Source organism: Pantoea sp. Cy-640, assembly GCF_011752635.1.
GTDB lineage: Bacteria > Pseudomonadota > Gammaproteobacteria > Enterobacterales > Enterobacteriaceae > Pantoea > Pantoea dispersa.
Genome location: NZ_VWXB01000002.1, coordinates 483,377 through 501,018 on the forward strand (window position 1 = coordinate 483,377; position 17,642 = coordinate 501,018).

Genomic DNA, 17,642 nt, shown 5'->3' on the forward strand with positions numbered 1-17,642 from the left:
CAGGATGAATCAGGGCTTTCAGGCATTACCGTCGCTGAATGCACTTCGGGTATTTGAAGCCGTGACGCGGCACCTTAATTTTCGCCTCGCCGCTGAAGAGCTCGGCGTGACGCAGGGTGCGGTTGCGCAGCATATTCGCGGTCTCGAGGCCAGCCTGGGCCTGAAACTGTTCGATCGGTTGCCGCGTTCGCTGGCGCTGACCGCTGCCGGTGCAGGCTATGCGGTGCACATTCGACAGGCATTTGAGCTGATTGATGAGGCGACGCGCACGCTACGCCCGGAGCCGGATCGCCTGACGCTGAGCGTAACACCGACCTTTGCCAGCCGCTGGATGCTGCCGCGTTTACCGGCATTTACCGCGGCCTGGCCGGATATCGATCTGCGCGTGCTGGCCTCTGAACGGCTGGTGCAGTTTCACCATGAAGGCGTCGACCTGGCGGTGCGCTATGGCCGGCCGCCGTTTGGTAGCGGGCTCGAGGCCACGCTGCTGTTTAGCCAGACGGTGCTGGCGGTGGTCAGCCCGGCGCTGCTGGCACAACACGGTGATGCAGCGCAGCCAGAAAATTGCCTGCGCTATCCGCTGCTGCACGATGGCCATCACCTGTGGCCGGCGTTCCTGGCGTTTATGTTCCCCGGCCAGTCGCTGCAGCATCAGCATCATCTGCGCTTCAACCAAACCGCGCTGGCGCTGGAAGCGGTGCTGAGTGGTCAGGGTATCGCACTGACCAGCCCGCATTTTGTGCAGAACGATCTGGCCAGCGGTCGGCTGGTTCCCGCCTGGCAGCGTGAGATGCCCGTTGATGCCGGCTGGTATCTGGTGGCTCCGCGACGTCCGCGTGAGCAGGCAACGGTGAGTGCGGTTCGTGCGTGGCTACTCAGTCAGGCGGAGCAGAGCAAAGCAAAGATTGATGGCTGAGCAACGCGATGCTTTTATGTTCAATAACAAAATCAGTAAAACTGATGATCGTCTGCGAATTATGAATGTTATAACTGACTGAGCATGCATTTTATAAGGTTTATCCTGCACAGGCAGGGTTTTAAAAAAATATCACGCAAATTCAGCAATTAAGGGAAGGAATTGTGCGTTGCAATCTGCTGAGGGCTGTGAATAAATAAAACGCTGAATTTCATAAAAATGCCATAACGGCCAGGCGATAGCCTGCATAACCGTATTACTACCATGACCGATCATAAAATTCTTTTAGCCAGGGATATCAGCGCCAGAAGTGAAAGCATGCAGGCGCACCTCATCGCCATCCGGCGCGATATTCACGCACATCCGGAACTCGGTTTCGATACCGTTCGCACCGCAGCCATTGTGGAGCAGGAGTTGCTGCGCCTCGGGCTGACGCCGCAAACCGGCGTGGGCCGCACTGGCGTGATGGTGGACATTGCCGGCGCGCAGCCGGGCAAGACCGTGCTGCTGCGTGCCGATATGGATGCGCTGCCGATTCATGAGCAAACCGGCCTGCCGTTTAGCAGCATCTGGCCGGGTAAAATGCACGCCTGCGGCCACGATATCCACACGGCTACACTGCTCGGTGTCGCGGCAATCCTCACGGACCTGCGCAGCCAGCTGCACGGCACGGTGCGGCTGATTTTTCAGCCGGCGGAAGAGACGCCAGAGAGCGGCGCGCAAGCCATGATTGCTGCCGGCGCAGCGGACGGCATTGATGTGGCGATCACGCTGCACAATAAACCAGAGCTGGCCGCAGGAGAAATCGCCCTGACGCGCGGTGCCAGCACCGCCTCCAGCGATGAATTCGACGTAGTGATTCACGGAAAATCCACCCACGCGGCCCGGCCGCACATGGGTACCGATCCGATCATTGCCGCCGCCAGCCTGGTAACGCAGTTGCAGACCATTGTGTCGCGCGAGCTCGATCCGGCGAACTCTGCTGTGCTGACGATTGGCCATATCCACGGCGGCACCACCCATAACATCATCTCCGACAGCTGCCTGATTCAGGGCACGATCCGCGCTAAATCACCGCAGGCGCGCGCTCACATGGAAGACGCTTTCCGCCGCATCTGTGCCGGTGTCGCGCTGTCGCTCAATACGCGGATTGAGGTCAATTATCAGCGAGGCGTACCGCCGCTGATGAATGATGATGCGCTGATTGATGCACTGGAGCCGATCCTCTCGCACCAGTTCGGCAAGCCGGTGGTGGCAAAACCCAGCAGCAGCTTTGGCGCGGAAGATTTCTCGCTGTTTACCGAGCGTGTGCCGGGCTGTCAGATCCATATCGGCTCTGGCGCGCCGGGGCGCGACGACCATCTGCACAACTCCGACTATCAGCCGGACGAACGCAGCATTCACGCTGGCACACAGGCTCTGGCCCGTATAGCGATCGACTTACTCTCCTGATAATAATGAGGTTTTATGATGATGCGTAAAGGGCTGTTCTCCGCCTCCGCGGGCCTGTTGCTGCTGGCTTCTGCCATGGTTCAGGCAAAAGATTTTGGCACGTTAAAATTCGCCACCGAAGCGGCCTATCCGCCGTTTAACCAGTCCACGCCGAGCGGCAAAATTGTCGGCTACGAGCCCGATATGGTGGCCGAACTGGCGAAACGCGCGGGATTCAAATATGAAATCGTCGCGCAAAAGTGGTCCGGACTGATCCCCGGCCTCGCTGATGGCAAATATGATGCAGTGGTCGATGCCGTCACCGTGACGCCAAAACGTCAAGAAGTGGTGGATTTTACCCATCAGTACACCGTGAGCGTTTCGGGCTTCGTCACGCTGAAGGGCAGCGCAGTGGATACCCTGCCGGGCAACGGTGAAGTGGTACAGGCGACCGATGAAGCCGGTATGAACAAAGCCATCGACGCGCTGAAGGCGAAGTTCAAAGGCAAAACCATTGCGGTGCAGGTCGCTACCATTCAGGCCGATTTCCTCAACAAATACCTCGGTGATGTCGCGACTATCCGTACCTATCAGGCCGGCCCGGAAACCTTCGCCGATCTGCTCAATGGCCGGGTTGATGCGGTCATGGCATCACGTACCAACCTCAATGCTTATGTGAAAAAACACGCGGATACGGTAAACAGCACCGGTTACGGCTTTGTGGGCGGTGTGCTGGGCCAGGGCTCGGCGATTGCCATTCGTAAAAACAATCCGGAGCTGAAAGCCGCGCTGGATCAGGCGCTGGTATCGATGATCAAAGACGGCACGCTGAAGCAACTGTCAGAGAAATGGTTCGGCGAGAACGTCGCGCCTGCGGAATAATGCTGAGCGCTTATGACTATTGACTGGCAACTGTTAGGTTTTGGTGACGAAGGCTGGGGCGGCGTGCTGCTGGACGCCGCCACCGTCACGGTAACGGTCTCGCTGTGTGCGTGGCTGCTGGGCGCGGTGCTCGGCAGCCTGCTGTGCTGGATGCAGATTGGTGGCGGCCGCTGGCAGCAGCGTGTTGCCAGTGGTTACATCACGCTGTTTCGCGGCGTGCCGGAGCTGCTGGTAATCTACCTGTTCTACTTTGGTGGCCGACAGGTGGTCGGGTTTATCGGTGAAGCTATCGGCCTGCAGGGACCGTTTGACGTTAACGGCTTCGTTGCGGGCGCGATCGCCATCGGGCTGATTTCCGGCGCTTATCAGAGCAGCGTATTTCGCGGCGCGTTTTACGCGATCCCCGCCGGTACGCTGGAAGCTGCTACGGTCACCGGTATGGGCCGTTTTATGCTGTTCCGCCGTATGATTGTGCCGCAGGCGCTGCGCACCGCGCTGCCGGGCATGGGCAATCAGTGGCAATCGGTGATTAAGGAGTCGGCGCTGGTGTCGGTGACCGGGCTGGTGGAAACCATGAACCAGATTTCCACCGCGTCGAATTCCACCCAGATGCCGTTTTTCTTCTACAGCGTAGGCGCGGTGATTTACCTGATTATCACCACCTGTTCAGATTTCTTCTTCCGCTATGTGGAAAAAGTGGCCATGCGCGGGCAACAACGCGCGCGGTTGTAAGGAGCCACGATGGATTTCACCTTTTTACAGCACACGCTGGCGGCGCTGCTGCGCGGACTGCCGCTGACGCTCAACCTGGCGGTATTGTCCCTGCTGGGCGGCGGGATACTGGCGCTGCTGCTGAATTTGCTGCGTCAGCATCGCCTCGGCAGCTACGTTACGCGTTTTTATGTCTGGCTGTTCCGCGGTACGCCGCTGCTGATTCAAATCTTCATGATTTACTATGGCCTCGGCAGCCTGCCGGCGGTGCGCGAAAGCGTGCTGTGGCCGCTGCTGCGTGAGCCCTACTGGTGCGGGTTAATTGCGCTGATTCTCAACGACGCGGCTTACACCGCCGAGATCCTGCGCGGCGGACTGAATGCGGTTAGCGTGCAGTCACTGGAAGCGGCGAAAGTGTGCGGCATGTCGCGCTTCACTACGCTGCGGCGCATCACGCTGCCGCTGGCGGTGCGACAGGCGCTGCCGGCCTACAGCAATGAGATCATCTCGATGATCAAATCCACCTCGCTGGTGAGCACCATCAGCCTGATGGAGATGACCGGCATCGCCGACTCCATCGTGTCAGAAACCTTCCGCGCGCTGGAGGTGTTTATCAGCGCGGCGATTATCTATCTGCTGCTGACCGTGCTGGTGAGCAAAGCGGTGGCGCTGCTGGAGCGCCGTTTGTCCCCTTATCACGCTGGAGCACGTTAATGAACAAACCCACTATTGCCCTGAGCCATCTCAGAAAAAGTTATAGCGGGCATGAAGTGCTGCATGACATCAGCCTGACGGCGCAGGATGGCGACGTCATTTCGCTGATCGGCGCCAGCGGCTCCGGTAAAAGTACTCTGCTGCGCTGCATCCCGTTTCTTGAAGTGCCACAGGCCGGTGAGATTGCCGTGGGCGATGAAGTGGTTACCCTCGATAACGCGGACGAAAAGCTGAGCCGTGAACAGCGCCGCCGCATTAAGCTGATGCGCATGCAGCTCGGCTTTGTGTTTCAGGGCTTCAATCTGTGGCCGCACAAAACCGTGCTGCAGAACATCATTGAGGCGCCGATCCATGTGCAGAAGCGCAGTCATCAGGAGGCCGTTGCCGAGGCCGAAGCGCTGCTGCAAAAAGTCGGGTTATACGAAAAGCGCAACGCGTGGCCGTCGCAGCTCTCCGGTGGTCAGCAGCAGCGCGTGGCGATTGCCCGGGCGCTGGCTCAGCAGCCGAAAGCGATACTGTTTGATGAACCCACTTCCGCACTCGACCCGGAGCTTGTGGGCGAAGTGCTGCGCGTCATCCGCAGCCTGGCGGAGGAGGGGCGCACCATGATTATCGTCACCCATGAAATGGGGTTTGCGCGCGATGTATCAAACAAAGCGGTGTTTCTGCATCAGGGCAAAATCGAAGAGTCAGGATCGCCGCAGCAGGTGTTCAGCGAACCGATCTCGGCGCGCTGTCGCGCTTTTGTCAGCAGCCACCTGCAGCGCAACAGCTAACCAGATTTGTGCCAATGGTGTTCTAAGCCAAATTATGGAAAAATCGCCCTCCCTCAACGGAGGGCTTTTTTATCGGCGCAGGGAAGGTGCACGTCGTCGCGCACTTCACGTCCATCGATAACCAGCTACCGTCAGGTCTGGCTGCTGTTGCGTCACCGCGCGACAGAGAGGGCCGAAATTTTCCTCATTTTTCTACAGGCGGAGTACGTAATGGGCGCGAAGGTGTGGTTAGTGGATGATGATGTATCCGTGCGTGAGTCGCTGGGATTTCTGCTGCGAACCGTGGACTATGAGGTCGCCGACTTTGCCGACCTGGCATCGTTCGAAACCGCCGCCGCCGGTCAGCAAGCCGTATGCGGCTGTCTGCTGCTTGACGTGCGACAGCCAGAGAGTAGCGGCCTGAGCTGGCTGGCACGGCAGGGAGCACGCCATCCGCTGCTGCCGGTGATCATCATGACCGGGCACGACACGCTGGAGGCCTGCCGGCGCTTGTTTGCTCAGGGCGCCTTTGCCTTTTTCACCCGGCCGCTGGAGATTGAATCGCTGCTGGAGACGGTCCGGCTGGCGATGCGTGAGAGTGAGCAGCGCGCCAGCCTCTAATGATGCCGCACCGTGTTGCCGGAAAGCGCGCGCCGGGAAGCCAGCGCGCACAGCAGCGGCACCGGCAGGGTAAACAGCAGTAACAGCCACAACAGCACATACACCGCATCCACGCCATCGTTTTGCAGATTGTTGTACAGCTGCGCCGGCATTCCGTGGGGAAACCAGGCGAAAATCATCACAATGCCGAATTCGCCCATCGCCCGCACCCATGCCAGCGCCGTAGCCCACGCCAGGCCCGGTGCGGCCAGGGGCAGCGCCAGCCGCCAGAAGCGTGGCCACGGCGCGGCACCCAGCGTCCGACCCGCTTCAAGGATCTCCTGCGGCACCGCGATAAACGCCGAGCGTGCGCTGGTGACAAAGTAGGGCAGCGCGCCATACCACTGCGCCAGAATAAAGGCGGCGGGATTGTTCACCAGCGTCCAGCCCAGCTTGCTCAGCAGCTGGCCGGGTAAACTGTACGGACCGTACGCGCTGACCAGCAGGATTCCCATCGCCAGCGGCGGCGTCAGCAGCGGGATCATCACCAGCGTTTCCACCAGCCAGCGCATTTTTCCCCGCGCCTGCGACAGCCACCAGGCCAGCGGTAAGCCGGTCAGAAAAATCAGCACCAGCGCGATCGCTCCCAGACTGAGCGACGTGGTAATCGCCGCGCCGTCACCCCACGCCAGCCGCAGGTGTTGCCAGTGTGTGACGCCCGTCAGGGTGATAAACGGTACGGCCAGCAGCACCAGGGCGGGTAGCGACAGCCACAGCGCGCCAGCATGGCGGATTTTCATGGGATATAAAGCCCATCGCCCTTCGGTGCGGCATAACCTTGCTGTTTAAACAGCGCCTGTCCTGACGGGCTCAGCATGAAATCTATGAAGGCTTTGCCAGCGGCCTTACCGTGCGGCGCATTCCTGAGCACCGCCGCGTAATAGACCAGTGGCTGGGTGTGCAGCATTTTATCTTTACCCTGGCTGTCTTTGACGCTAAAGCTGACCGTGTTGTACCACTTAGTCGCCAGCGCCGGATTGCTGAGGTTGATTTCATCGGGCAGCGCGATGTAAGGCAGATGGGCAGAGATCACTTCGCTTTCATAGCCTGCAGCCGCATCCACCTGACCGCTCTCGAGCCGCGTCAGCAAGCCACCTTCCAGATGGGTTTGCGCGGGATTCTGGTAACCGCCGAGAATGTTGTCAGCGATGCCGGGCTGCCGGTAATACTTCTGCGCCAGTAGCAGTGTGAAAATGATGTTCTGGCCTTTAGGATCGTTTACCGGATCGGTCCGGCCAAATTTCAGTCCCGGCGCTGCCAGCAGCTGAAGCCAGCGGCCATCATTGCCTTTGGCTGCGGCAAACTGCGGCGCAAACGGCCCTTTCGGGTTATAGGCGATCACCATGCTGGTGCTGGCTACCGGTATTGCGTTGTCGATCAGCCCGGCGTCTTTCAGGATCTGCATCGGACCGGGAGTAATAGACACGAACACGTCAGCGGTGATTTTTTTGCTCGCCAGCAGGCGCGCCATACCATAAGCCCCCTGGCCCTGACCTTCATACTTACCGTCATGCTGTTGTGCAAATGCCGGGCCCAGTGCCTGATCCATCACTTTTCCCATCGAACCGGCATACGTCACGCGGATATCCATGGCGGCCTGCGCCGGTAAACTCAATCCGCCGGCGGCAGTCATTAACAGTAGGGTAAGCGTCTTCACGCGGAGATTCCTTTTCGCTATATAAATTAGTAGATAACGATTATCGGAATTCTCCGTTTTAGCGCAAGGTAAAATCTGTTGCGAAATCCTGCGGTCGCGCGCCAGCGCCGGGTTTTAGTACCATTGCAACGCGCGCTGAGAGAAAAAATTCATTTACCGATCCGAGAGCTACCGCAAACACAGGCGGCCAGCCGTCTGCTGGTTTAATAAGCGGCTATAGTTATCCCAGTTGGATTATTTTGCATGCCGCTGGGCGTGCACCTTTTCCTCATTTGCCTGGAGCCCGTTACTACGTCACGAGGTTTAACGTGTTAGCCGATCTTTCCTGGAAAATTATTCATCAGGTCATCAACCAAACCATCGCTGAGATGGTGGATGAACAGCAAACGCTGGACGTGCTGAGCCTGCGCAGGCGCTTGAGGGAAATGGCGGAGAACGAAACTAACGAGGAGATGGTGCTGTGTTACTGGCAGGCCAGCAAAGTGCTGACGCGTTTGCCGCCCACCGTCACCGCCAGCCAGCTGATAGAAGAGGCGCGCCATGCGTTCCGCAGTCCGCCCAGTCACGATTCGCTTTAACGCGAAATGCTTTTCTTCCCCCGTTGCGCTTAACAGACTCTAATTGGCTGAAATTTAATCATAATCATGCAATACGCTCTGCTAGACTTCCTGGGTTAACAACGCTGAAAACAGAGGACAGTAATGAAAATCAAAAGTTATGCCGCACACAACGCCGGTGATGCGCTGGTACCGTACGAGTACGAAACCGGTCCGCTGGCGGCGGAAGAAGTGCTGGTTGAGGTCGATTACTGCGGTGTGTGCCATTCTGATTTGTCGATGATTGATAACGAGTGGGGCATTTCCTCTTATCCGGTCATTGCCGGTCACGAAGTGATTGGTCGCATCAGCGCACTCGGCGATGCGGCGCAGGACAAAGGATTGAAGGTGGGTCAGCGCGTGGGTATCGGCTGGACCGCGAAAAGCTGCCAGCACTGTAATGCCTGCATCAACGGCGAGCAGGTCAACTGTGAGAACGGTTCAGTGCCCACCATCATGAACAAAGGCGGTTTCGCCAGCCATCTGCGCGCCGACTGGCAGTGGGTGATTCCGCTGCCGGAATCCATGGACATTACCTCTGCCGGTCCGCTGCTGTGCGGCGGGATTACCGTGTTTAAACCGCTGCTGATGCATCATGTAACGGCCACCAGCCGCGTCGGCGTCATCGGTATTGGTGGCCTCGGTCATATGGCGATCAAACTGCTGCGCGCCATGGGTGCTGAAGTTACGGCGTTCAGCACGAATGCCAGCAAAACCGAATCCATCAAAGCCATGGGCGCCGATCGCGTGGTCAACAGCCGCGATCCGCAGGCACTGAATGCGCTGGCCGGGCAATTTGATTTGATTATCAGCACCGTAGCCGTCGATCTGGACTGGCAGCCGTACTTCCAGGCGCTGGCTCCGCACGGTAAGTTCCACACCGTGGGTGCGGTGATGAAGCCGTTTGAGGTGCCGGCGTTCAGTCTGATTCTGGGCGATCGCGCGGTAACGGGTTCGTCTACCGGTTCACCGGGCCAGCTGCGTAAGCTGATGCGTCTGGCGTCACGCGCCGATGTGGCACCGCAGGTGGAAGAGTTCCCGATGTCAAAAATCAATGAAGCGCTGGATCACGTACGCGCCGGTAAAGCTAATTACCGCGTGGTGCTGAAGGCCGATTTCTGAGTCGGATAACACGCTGACATTTGTCAGATAAAACGGCGGATGCGGGATCATCCGCCGTTTTTTACGCCTTATCCCTGCGAATCATCCTTTTCGCCGAGGAAGAAATACCACAGCGGAATCGACATCAGCGCGGTGAACACCGTGGTGTAAAGCGCGATCATAAAGCCCTGCGTCAGATACATGGTCAGCGTCCAGTGGCTGAACGGGATGCCGTATTGATCGATCACGCCGCCGATAATCGCATTGCTCATCACCGTTCCGACAATCAGCGCCAGAATAAACAGCCCACGCAGGTAGTAACGCATCTCCTTGCGTTTCACCGTGAAGCGCGCCCGCACGATACCGAGCGGCGACTGCTGCGCGGCGAGAATTTCCGCTTCGCTCATCGGCGCCCGCTGTTGTCTGCGCCAGCGCAGTACATCCACCAGCACGAAGGCCAGCAGGCTGACGCCCATCACCGGCAGGGCATAACCGAGCGCCAGCGGCAGCATCAGGCAAACCCCTTTGGCATAGTGCGGCAGCGCCAGCCAGCTTGCGCTCAGGGTTTGCGCCGGGCTAGCCTGATCCAGCGCCGGGCGGCGCAGCCACCACATGCGATAACCCAGCACAATCATGCTGCATAAACCCAGGCCAAACAGCGCCAGCAGCAGCTGATTAGGCCAGCCAAACAGCACGCCCATGTGCGCATCGACGCCCCAGCGCGTCAGTTTTGCCACCAGCGGGAAGCGATCAAACCAGACGTGATCGACAATCGCGAAGCTGTGCGGATTCACGGACACCGCATCCACCTGGGTGGGCCAGCTGCGATCAATCTCACTGACCGTCCAGGCTTTGCCCTCGCTTTTCGGCTGGCGCAGCTCCACTTTAGCCGCGCGGATGCCATCCTGACGTGCCGCCGCCAGCACGCGATCCCAGTCAGCGTCGGCGGCATTTGCCGGCAGTGACTTCGCTGGCTGCGCCGCCGGTTTCGCCATCGACGACATTGGCATGCTGGTCATGTCCATGTCCGGCATACTGCGGTGATCGGCGTGAGGATCCGCCGGCGCGGCGGGCGCATCACCGCTGAGCGCCGTATTTACCTGTGGCGTCAGCCAGTTAAGCTCGGTGCGCATTTTATCGATATTGCTACCTGCCCATTGTGACCAGGTGAGGCCGGTAACGGAGAAGAACAGCAGCCCGAGCAGCAGCGTCAGCCCCAGCGTGATGTGCCAGTGCCGGGTGAAGGCAAACCCCTTTCGCACGGTTTTCAGCCGGCGTTTTGGTCGCGTGCCCAGCCACAGCAGCACGCCGCCGAGCGCGGCCACCCACAGCCAGCTCGCCGCCAGTTCGCTGTAGTTGCGACCAAAGTCACCGAGTAACAGGCTGCTGTGCAGCAGATCGAGCGTGGTGCGTAGCGGCAACACGCCACTGGTGCCGTACACCGTCATGTCGCCGGTTACTTTGAGGCTGTAGGGATCGATAAATACCGCGCGCGACTGCGACGGACCGAGTGTGGCATCGCTGAACTGTACGCGCGTGGTATCGCGCGCGGCGGGCGCAGGTCGAACCGCATAAATGTGCTGATTTTCGCCCGCATAGGCGCGTGCCGCGGCGATCTGCGCCGAGAGCGGTAGCGCATTGCCCTGCGGCTGCGCGGTGAGCGCATCAGCGTAGATCAGATTTTCCAGCTGCGGCGTCAGCACATACAGCGTGCCGCTGAGCGCCGCCACGAAGATGAACGGCGCGACAAACAGGCCAATGTAAAAATGTAAGCGGCGTAGCAGATTTAGCACCGCGCCGCGCGGTGCTGCAGAGTGAACAGCAGACAAAGCCGTCTTCCTTCCGATAAGAGAATGTCAGGGCACAGCGCAGGCGTTGTACCGATTAATGAGATTCAGCAGGAAAGAAAAACCGGTGGCGCGCGCGGACGATGGGTACCGCTGAAGCGGCGCGGCCGGGGTGCCACCAGCGGCGGCAGCGGTGGGGCGCGCGAGATCACCAGCATCAGCCAGATGAACGGGATAAACACCCACATCATCAGCGGCACATGCACCAGCAAATCACAATAGCCGCAGGCAAATTCGCCGTCGTCCATGTTGTGATGCATCATGCCCGGCATCGCCATCTCCATCGGCATATCGTGATGGTGCATTAGCATGGCAGATGAAAGGCTCTGCGACGCCACGGGGTCAATGCGCGTTTGCCGCTCCAGCAGCGTTTTCGACACAATCGGCGCGACAAACAGCAGCAGCACCGCCACAATGGCGACGCAGGCGGTCAGGCGCTGGCGAAAGTGATAGGAAAACGTCATGGCAAATACTGAGTGCTTCAACAAATGAGGCCGAAGTGTAACGCGATTGCCGCACAAGGGTTAATAAAAGTGAGGCTGGGAGCGACAAAATTCGCACCTTTTGAAAAGGGTCACTTAACGTGGTGTGTTTGTTAACTTAATTGCAACCTGATGAGTACATTAGAGAAACACTCTGAGCTGTACAACGAAATCTGGCTGTCAGCAACGATGTGCTGCAATCAACGGTGTTTTCTGTTGTTGTTGCAATGGTGTGGAACCTGTACTATTGACCTGTACAAGTCTGAGGCCACTATGAATAAATTCACCTATACCAGCGCGCGTGAGAATTTTTCTCAGGTGCTTGACCAGGCCATTGCGGGCGAAGCTGTGGAAATTACACGTCGCAGCGGCGATTCTGCCGTCGTCATTAGCAAAGCGCATTTTGATGCCTATCGTAAAGCTGCGCTTGATGCAGAGTTTGCCGAACTGATCGGGGAGTTTGATGCCTCAAATCAGGCGCTGGCCGATAGATGAATCATGTTTCAGCCGATGAAGTCATTGCGCTTCACGATTATGTGTTGAGACGTTATGCCGGTGTTACGGGAATGCAGGATCCGGGCCGTGCGCAAGCCATCGTTACCCGAGTCATTAATCGGCAGTTTTATGAAGGTGTGCAGGATGTTTACGAGCTCGCTGCAACCTATTGGGTTGCTATTTCTCGTGGTCACATTTTTGCTGACGCTAATAAACGGACTTCTCTCAACGTCACCATGCTGTTTCTGAAACGCAACGGGGTAAAGGTGCATGATCGGCCAGAGTTAGTTGAGCTGACCGTTATGGCTGCCACCGGTGAAGCGGGCATTGACGATCTTGCCCGCGCATTACGCTCATTCTTTAGCGCTCATTAACCCGCATCAAAATATCGATCGCCCCAGCCGCTCCGTGAGTTTCTCCAGCATGGCGGTGCCGGCCAGCGAGTTACCGGAATGATCCAGCGCCGGTGACCAGACGGCGATACTCATCTCACCGGGAATCACTGCGACAATCCCGCCGCCGACGCCGGATTTAGCTGGCATGCCCACGCGCCAGGCAAACTCACCGGCGCCGTCGTACATGCCGCTGGTCATCATCAGTGCGTTCACCTGCCGCGCCTGGCGTGCAGAGATCACCGCCCACTCATCATCCACCGTACGGCCGTGATTGGCGAGATAGAGAAACGTGCGCGCCAGTTCGCTGCAGCTCATCGCCAGTGAGCAGTAGTGAAAGTAGGTTTCCATTACTTTACTGACATCATTATGGAAGTTGCCAAACGACTTCATCAGCCAGGCAATGGCGGCGTTACGCGCCGAGTGCTCATACTCTGAACGCGCGACCACACGGTCATACTGAATGTCCGGCTGCTGTGCCAGACGACGCACAAACTCGAGCATGCGCTGGCGTGGCGCGGTGAGTCGGCTTTCCAGCAAATCGCACATCACCAGCGCGCCGGCGTTAATGAATGGATTGCGCGGCTTTCCCTGTTCCAGTTCAAGCTGCACCAGTGAATTGAATGCCTGGCCGGATGGCTCTTTGCCTACGCGCTGCCAGATCTCGGCGTCCTCGTACAGCGTCAGCGCGACGGTAAGCGACAGGACTTTGGAGATGGACTGGATCGAGAAGCGCGTGCCCGCATCGCCGGCCTGATAGCTGCGTCCATCGGCGGTGGCAATGGCGATGCCCAGTTGATCGGCATCCACGCCGGCCAGCGCCGGGATATAATCTGCCACTTTGCCCTGACGGGTGAGGGGGCGTACGTCCGTGATAATCTCTTCAAGCAATGCATTACTGAGTTCCGACACCTTGTGGCTCCGGGGTGACTAATCCTGGCGCGATCATGGTGATTTGCCGTCGGCGCGTCAATCCACCGCGCAAAATTCTGTGAGCATGCTGCAGCAAGCCTGCACCGCGTTGCGGATTTTCTGCGCGGTTTGTTGCGCCCGATCGCAACCCAGCCTGGCACATACGCCACATTGCGCGGCCTGAGGTAAAATTATGTTGCGAATGATTGAGTTACCGATCAGGCAATTTTGGTTATGCTAAGCCCAAACTCTTTCCGGCGCTGCCAATGCGCTCAACTGTTGTAATTGAGGATGACGATGTCTGCCTTACCTGATGCCTCCGGGCCTGCCAACGCGATGCGCGCCGGGCGCTTTATGCTGCTGCAAAAACTGCTGCGACGCGATAAAACCCCGCTGGCATTGCTGCTGCTGGCCGCGCTGGTCGGTATCCTCACCGGGCTGGTGGGTGTGGCTTTCGATCGCGCGGTCAATTTTATTCTCCACCTGCGGATCGGCTGGCTGACAGAGCGTGGGGATAACCTGGCCATGGCGTTGCTGAGCGCGTTTTTTATCTCGGCGCTGCTGGGCGGCATCGGTTATTTTCTGGTGCGCCGCTTCGCGCCAGAGGCGGGAGGCTCGGGCATTCCGGAAATCGAGGGCGCGCTGGAAGAGCTGCGCCCGGTGCGCTGGTGGCGCGTGCTGCCGGTTAAATTTATCGGCGGCATGGGTGCGCTGGGCTCTGGCATGGTGCTGGGACGCGAAGGACCCACGGTACAGATTGGCGGCAACATCGGTGGTATGTGCCTCGATCTGTTTCGTGTGCGCGATTCCGAATCGCGTCATACGCTGCTGGCGACCGGTGCCGCGGCGGGGCTTTCGGCGGCGTTCAACGCGCCGCTGGCCGGCATTTTGTTCATCATCGAAGAGATGCGCCCGCAGTTTCGCTATAGCCTGATATCGATAAAAGCGGTGTTTGTTGGCGTGATTATGTCGAGCATTGTCTTTCGCGTGCTCAACGGTAACGAAGCCATCATTAATATCGGTCAGCTGCGTGACGCGCCCACTGAGACGCTGTGGCTCTATCTGGTACTGGGTGTGCTGTTTGGCGGCTGCGGCGTGGCGTTCAACCGGCTGATATTTCTCGCACAGGACCAGTTTCAGCGCCTGCATCTCGGACGTACCGGGCGCTGGGTGCTGTTCGGTAGCCTGCTGGCCGGACTGTGCGGCGTGCTGGGTTTACTGCTGCCGCAGGCGGTGAGCGGCGGAACGACGCTGATTCCGGAGTTCGCTACCGGGCACTATGGCGCGCTGGCGCTGTTTGCTCTCTTCGCGCTGCGCACGCTGGTCACCATTTGCTGCTTCTCTTCAGGCGCGCCGGGCGGCATTTTTGCGCCCATGCTGACGCTGGGCACGCTGCTGGGCACCTGCTTTGGTCAGTTGAGCGCCGACTGGTTCCCGCATTATCAGCTGGAAGCCGCCACCTTTGCCGTCGCCGGGATGGGCGCGCTGTTCGCCGCCTCGGTGCGCGCGCCGCTTACCGGCATCGTGCTGGTGCTGGAGATGACCAATAACTATCAACTGATTCTGCCGATGATCATCACCTGCCTGGGCGCAACGCTGGCGGCGCAGTTCTTTGGTGGCAAACCGCTTTATTCCTCAATCCTGGCGCGCACCCTGGCCAAAGCACAGCTCACTAACCGCGCCAGCGCCCGGACGGAATAGGCTTTTTCTGGCGGCCATGACAGTTGAAGCCGGTAAATACTATCGGCTTCACTCTCCGTCCTTATCGTGCTGCTAAAACTCAACGGTGGCGGAATCGATCCCGCAGGCTTTGGCGTAACGCGCAATGGTTTCAAAGCTGGCAGAGGTAATATTCTTTTCCATGCGCGAAACCGTGGGCGGTTTTACCCCCATCCGCTCAGCCACTTGTGCACTGGTCAATCCGGCATGCTGCCGCCACGCTTTGAGCAAGGCTTGCATACGGGCTTTTCGTTCCTCTGCTTCCCAGGCTGCGCGGTATTCAGGATCCTGAAGCATTTCTTCATGTAGCTGATTATGGATTTTATATTTCATTGAGCATCTCCTCCAGACAACGTAACGCTTTTTGAATCTCAGCTTCCGGGGTTTTTTGACTTTTCTAAATGAAAAGCTGCCACATATATCGTGGCGGGCCAGGTCTGCAGGAGTGTATTAACTCAGGGAGATTGAGACGCCCGATGCGATCAAAGCTTCAGGCGCTGGTCTATGAAAGTTTTGATTCGATCGGGCGTGTTGATATCACCTCACGCCCGGCTTTTAACCCATCGGATGCGCTGGCTGAGGCTCCAGAGCATCAGTGCGGCGAGGGCGATGCTGCCGAGCACGGCGAAAGCGACCTGATAAGACCAGGCGGCGGCGATGCTGCCGGTCAGTGCCGGGCTGCATGCCGCGCCCACGCCCTGCATCAGCATGACGAAACTCTGGCCGGCATTGGTGTGTCCGCTGCCGTCAAGCACGCTGACGATGTAGCCCGGTACTGCCACGCCCAGCAGCCCAGCGGCCAGACCATCAAGAATCTGTACCGGTACCATCGCATAGGTGCCATCGAACAGGGAGGCGATGCCGGCACGCACCGGCAGTACCACCAGCGCGAGGGTGATCAGCAATGGAAAACCGAGGCGGCTGGCGTTTCGGGCGGCGAATAACGCCACGGGAATCATCACGCATTGCGAAATTACCACGGTTGCAGCGGTATAAACACCGGGGCTGAGCTGTCCGCTGTGCGTTGCCGCCGCGCGAATGCCCAGCATCGGCAACAGCGCGGCGTTGCCGAGGTGAAACAGCAGCAGCGTCAGGCCGGTAATCAGCAGCACCGGATTGCGCAGCAGGGCAGAGAAACCCGGAAGCTCTGCGGCCTGCTGTCCGGCACCGCCGCGCGCCGCGCGGTCATCGATCGCGTTACGCTGAATGGCGGCCACGGCAAAACATGCGCACAGTGCCATCGCGGTCATCAGGATAAAAACCGCATCGGTGCCCCACAGCCAGACGGCAAACCCGGCAAACAGCGCGGCAGTCATATTGCCGCCATGATTGAACGCCTCGTTTCTCCCCATCTGCTGGCTGAACCCCTGAGAGCCGGTCAGGCCGAGGGTGACGCCGGTCAGTAACGGGGCAATAAGCGCGGCCGCGAGACCGGTAACCACCTGCGAGCCAACCACCACTCCACCGTAAGGAAACCACCACAGCATTAGGGTGGCCAGCGTAATGAGCAGTGAGGCCAGAATCAGCAGCCCTTTTTTATGGTGCGTGGCATCGGTTGCCAGACCCGCCGGCAGCGTAGCCAGCAGTCCGGCTAAACCACCGGCAGTCATCGCCCAGCCAATATCATCCGCTCTCCAGCCATGTTCAGTAAGAAATATTCCCAGGAAAGGGCCGAGTCCATCCCGCACATCGGCCATGAAAAAATTGACCAGGCACAACGCCTGGAGAGACCGCAAAGCAGCGGGATGCGCTATCGGATTTGCATTCATGTTGTGATGAGGAAAGAGTGGAGGATGGTGACAAGCATAGAGCAGCAATGTGACATCGTAAATTAGCGCAGCGCGATTGGCGCACCGCTCGTACTGCGCTATACATCGCCCGCCGACTCACGGATAATTTGCTGTCTTACGCCCTTACAGAGATAAGCAATGCTGGAAAATCATCCGTCGCGTGACGCCATCAGGCTGGAGAATGTGCTGGCCGCGCTGGGCAATCCGATGCGCATGGCGGTCGTCGCGCTGCTGGCACAGGGGGAGGCGCGCAGCTGCGGTTCGCTGCTGCAAGGCGTATCCAAATCAACCTTAACCCATCACTGGCGGGTACTGCGTGACAGCGGCGTAATCTGGCAAAAACCCTCTGGCCGCGAGAATCTGCTGTCACTGCGGCGCGACGATCTGGACGCGCGCTTTCCTGGTCTGCTTGATGCGCTGCTCAGCGCCGCCGTTGACGATGCCGCCACCCGAAGCGCGTTGCAGGCTTTTCAGCACGCGGAGTAGCGCCCTTTTCGCCGGAGCGGCTGCAATTGCAACAGCCTGGCGACAGCGGCTGCTGCATCCGCAACAGACATTCCTCATCCTCTCATTCAGTTAGCC

Annotated in this window: 20 protein-coding genes; 13 read left to right on the top strand and 7 right to left on the bottom strand. The window is 58.7% G+C overall.

The features are described 5' to 3' along the window. The first annotated feature begins 4 nt into the window (after window positions 1-4). From F3J36_RS07770 to F3J36_RS07800, 7 genes are all read left to right on the top strand, one after another. Entirely contained in the window at window positions 5-916 is a 912-nt protein-coding gene (locus F3J36_RS07770; protein ID WP_166719378.1) for a LysR substrate-binding domain-containing protein, read from the top strand. A 264-nt stretch (window positions 917-1,180) separates the two neighbouring features. Continuing rightward, on the top strand, window positions 1,181-2,368 hold the full coding sequence (locus tag F3J36_RS07775) for a M20 family metallopeptidase (protein WP_166719379.1): 1,188 nt from the start codon (window positions 1,181-1,183) through the stop codon (window positions 2,366-2,368). Window positions 2,369-2,383: 15 nt separating this feature from the next. Further along, complete coding sequence (locus tag F3J36_RS07780) at window positions 2,384-3,229, top strand: transporter substrate-binding domain-containing protein (protein ID WP_247653152.1); 846 nt, start codon at window positions 2,384-2,386, stop codon at window positions 3,227-3,229. Window positions 3,230-3,241: 12 nt separating this feature from the next. Further along, window positions 3,242-3,961, top strand: a complete 720-nt coding sequence (locus F3J36_RS07785; RefSeq protein ID WP_136545656.1) for an ABC transporter permease — start codon at window positions 3,242-3,244, stop codon at window positions 3,959-3,961. 9 nt (window positions 3,962-3,970) lie between these two features. Then, window positions 3,971-4,654 carry an ABC transporter permease gene (locus F3J36_RS07790; RefSeq protein ID WP_058758980.1) on the top strand — a complete coding sequence of 228 codons (684 nt, stop codon included), beginning with the start codon at window positions 3,971-3,973 and terminating at the stop codon, window positions 4,652-4,654. Continuing rightward, complete coding sequence (locus F3J36_RS07795; protein ID WP_058758981.1) at window positions 4,654-5,430, top strand: ABC transporter ATP-binding protein; 777 nt, start codon at window positions 4,654-4,656, stop codon at window positions 5,428-5,430. The genes F3J36_RS07790 and F3J36_RS07795 overlap by 1 nt, the downstream gene beginning before the upstream one ends. Before the next feature lie 210 nt (window positions 5,431-5,640). Beyond that, entirely contained in the window at window positions 5,641-6,030 is a 390-nt protein-coding gene (locus F3J36_RS07800) for a response regulator transcription factor (protein WP_088517427.1), read from the top strand. Here F3J36_RS07800 and F3J36_RS07805 read toward each other — a convergent pair. Beyond that, window positions 6,027-6,809: a molybdenum ABC transporter permease gene (locus tag F3J36_RS07805; RefSeq protein WP_166719380.1), complete on the bottom strand. Its 783-nt coding sequence runs from the start codon at window positions 6,807-6,809 to the stop codon at window positions 6,027-6,029. The two genes, F3J36_RS07800 and F3J36_RS07805, sit on opposite strands and share 4 nt — an antisense overlap. Then, the gene (locus F3J36_RS07810) at window positions 6,806-7,702 is read right to left on the bottom strand and encodes an extracellular solute-binding protein (protein ID WP_166719497.1); all 897 of its coding nucleotides are present in this window, start codon (window positions 7,700-7,702) and stop codon (window positions 6,806-6,808) included. The genes F3J36_RS07805 and F3J36_RS07810 overlap by 4 nt, the downstream gene beginning before the upstream one ends. Before the next feature lie 332 nt (window positions 7,703-8,034). Between F3J36_RS07810 and F3J36_RS07815 the strand changes: the two genes are divergently transcribed. Together F3J36_RS07815 and F3J36_RS07820 are read left to right on the top strand one after the other, a co-directional pair. Continuing rightward, window positions 8,035-8,304: a hypothetical protein gene (locus tag F3J36_RS07815; protein WP_058776113.1), complete on the top strand. Its 270-nt coding sequence runs from the start codon at window positions 8,035-8,037 to the stop codon at window positions 8,302-8,304. Between the two features lie 123 nt (window positions 8,305-8,427). Next, a complete protein-coding gene (locus F3J36_RS07820) occupies window positions 8,428-9,444 on the top strand; it encodes an NAD(P)-dependent alcohol dehydrogenase (RefSeq protein ID WP_166719381.1) in 1,017 nt (338 codons plus the stop codon). Window positions 9,445-9,512: 68 nt separating this feature from the next. Here F3J36_RS07820 and F3J36_RS07825 read toward each other — a convergent pair whose 3' ends face one another. Both F3J36_RS07825 and F3J36_RS07830 read right to left on the bottom strand, forming a co-directional pair. Beyond that, window positions 9,513-11,252: a DUF2534 family protein gene (locus F3J36_RS07825; protein ID WP_166719382.1), complete on the bottom strand. Its 1,740-nt coding sequence runs from the start codon at window positions 11,250-11,252 to the stop codon at window positions 9,513-9,515. Window positions 11,253-11,317: 65 nt separating this feature from the next. After that, the gene (locus F3J36_RS07830; protein WP_166719383.1) at window positions 11,318-11,734 is read right to left on the bottom strand and encodes a DUF2946 domain-containing protein; all 417 of its coding nucleotides are present in this window, start codon (window positions 11,732-11,734) and stop codon (window positions 11,318-11,320) included. Window positions 11,735-12,025: 291 nt separating this feature from the next. Between F3J36_RS07830 and F3J36_RS07835 the strand changes: the two genes are divergently transcribed. Both F3J36_RS07835 and F3J36_RS07840 read left to right on the top strand, forming a co-directional pair. Beyond that, window positions 12,026-12,247, top strand: coding sequence for a type II toxin-antitoxin system Phd/YefM family antitoxin (locus F3J36_RS07835; RefSeq protein ID WP_088517422.1), 222 nt, complete (start codon window positions 12,026-12,028; stop codon window positions 12,245-12,247). After that, the gene (locus F3J36_RS07840; protein ID WP_088517421.1) at window positions 12,244-12,621 is read left to right on the top strand and encodes a type II toxin-antitoxin system death-on-curing family toxin; all 378 of its coding nucleotides are present in this window, start codon (window positions 12,244-12,246) and stop codon (window positions 12,619-12,621) included. Before F3J36_RS07835 ends, F3J36_RS07840 begins: the two co-directional genes overlap by 4 nt. Window positions 12,622-12,627: 6 nt before the next feature. Here F3J36_RS07840 and glsB read toward each other — a convergent pair whose 3' ends face one another. Further along, on the bottom strand, window positions 12,628-13,551 hold the full coding sequence (gene glsB / locus F3J36_RS07845) for a glutaminase B (protein WP_166719384.1): 924 nt from the start codon (window positions 13,549-13,551) through the stop codon (window positions 12,628-12,630). 336 nt (window positions 13,552-13,887) lie between these two features. On the opposite strand from glsB, the gene clcA reads away from it, so the two are divergent. Continuing rightward, the gene (gene clcA, locus F3J36_RS07850; RefSeq protein WP_247653161.1) at window positions 13,888-15,252 is read left to right on the top strand and encodes a H(+)/Cl(-) exchange transporter ClcA; all 1,365 of its coding nucleotides are present in this window, start codon (window positions 13,888-13,890) and stop codon (window positions 15,250-15,252) included. Window positions 15,253-15,324: 72 nt separating this feature from the next. On the opposite strand, the gene F3J36_RS07855 is transcribed toward clcA, so the two are convergent. Further along, a complete protein-coding gene (locus F3J36_RS07855) occupies window positions 15,325-15,603 on the bottom strand; it encodes a helix-turn-helix transcriptional regulator (protein WP_166719386.1) in 279 nt (92 codons plus the stop codon). A gap of 209 nt (window positions 15,604-15,812) precedes the next feature. Continuing rightward, on the bottom strand, window positions 15,813-17,039 hold the full coding sequence (locus F3J36_RS07860) for an MFS transporter (protein WP_058758987.1): 1,227 nt from the start codon (window positions 17,037-17,039) through the stop codon (window positions 15,813-15,815). Between the two features lie 159 nt (window positions 17,040-17,198). Between F3J36_RS07860 and F3J36_RS07865 the strand changes: the two genes are divergently transcribed. Beyond that, a complete protein-coding gene (locus tag F3J36_RS07865) occupies window positions 17,199-17,546 on the top strand; it encodes a helix-turn-helix transcriptional regulator (protein ID WP_021508880.1) in 348 nt (115 codons plus the stop codon). Window positions 17,547-17,642 lie beyond the last annotated feature (96 nt).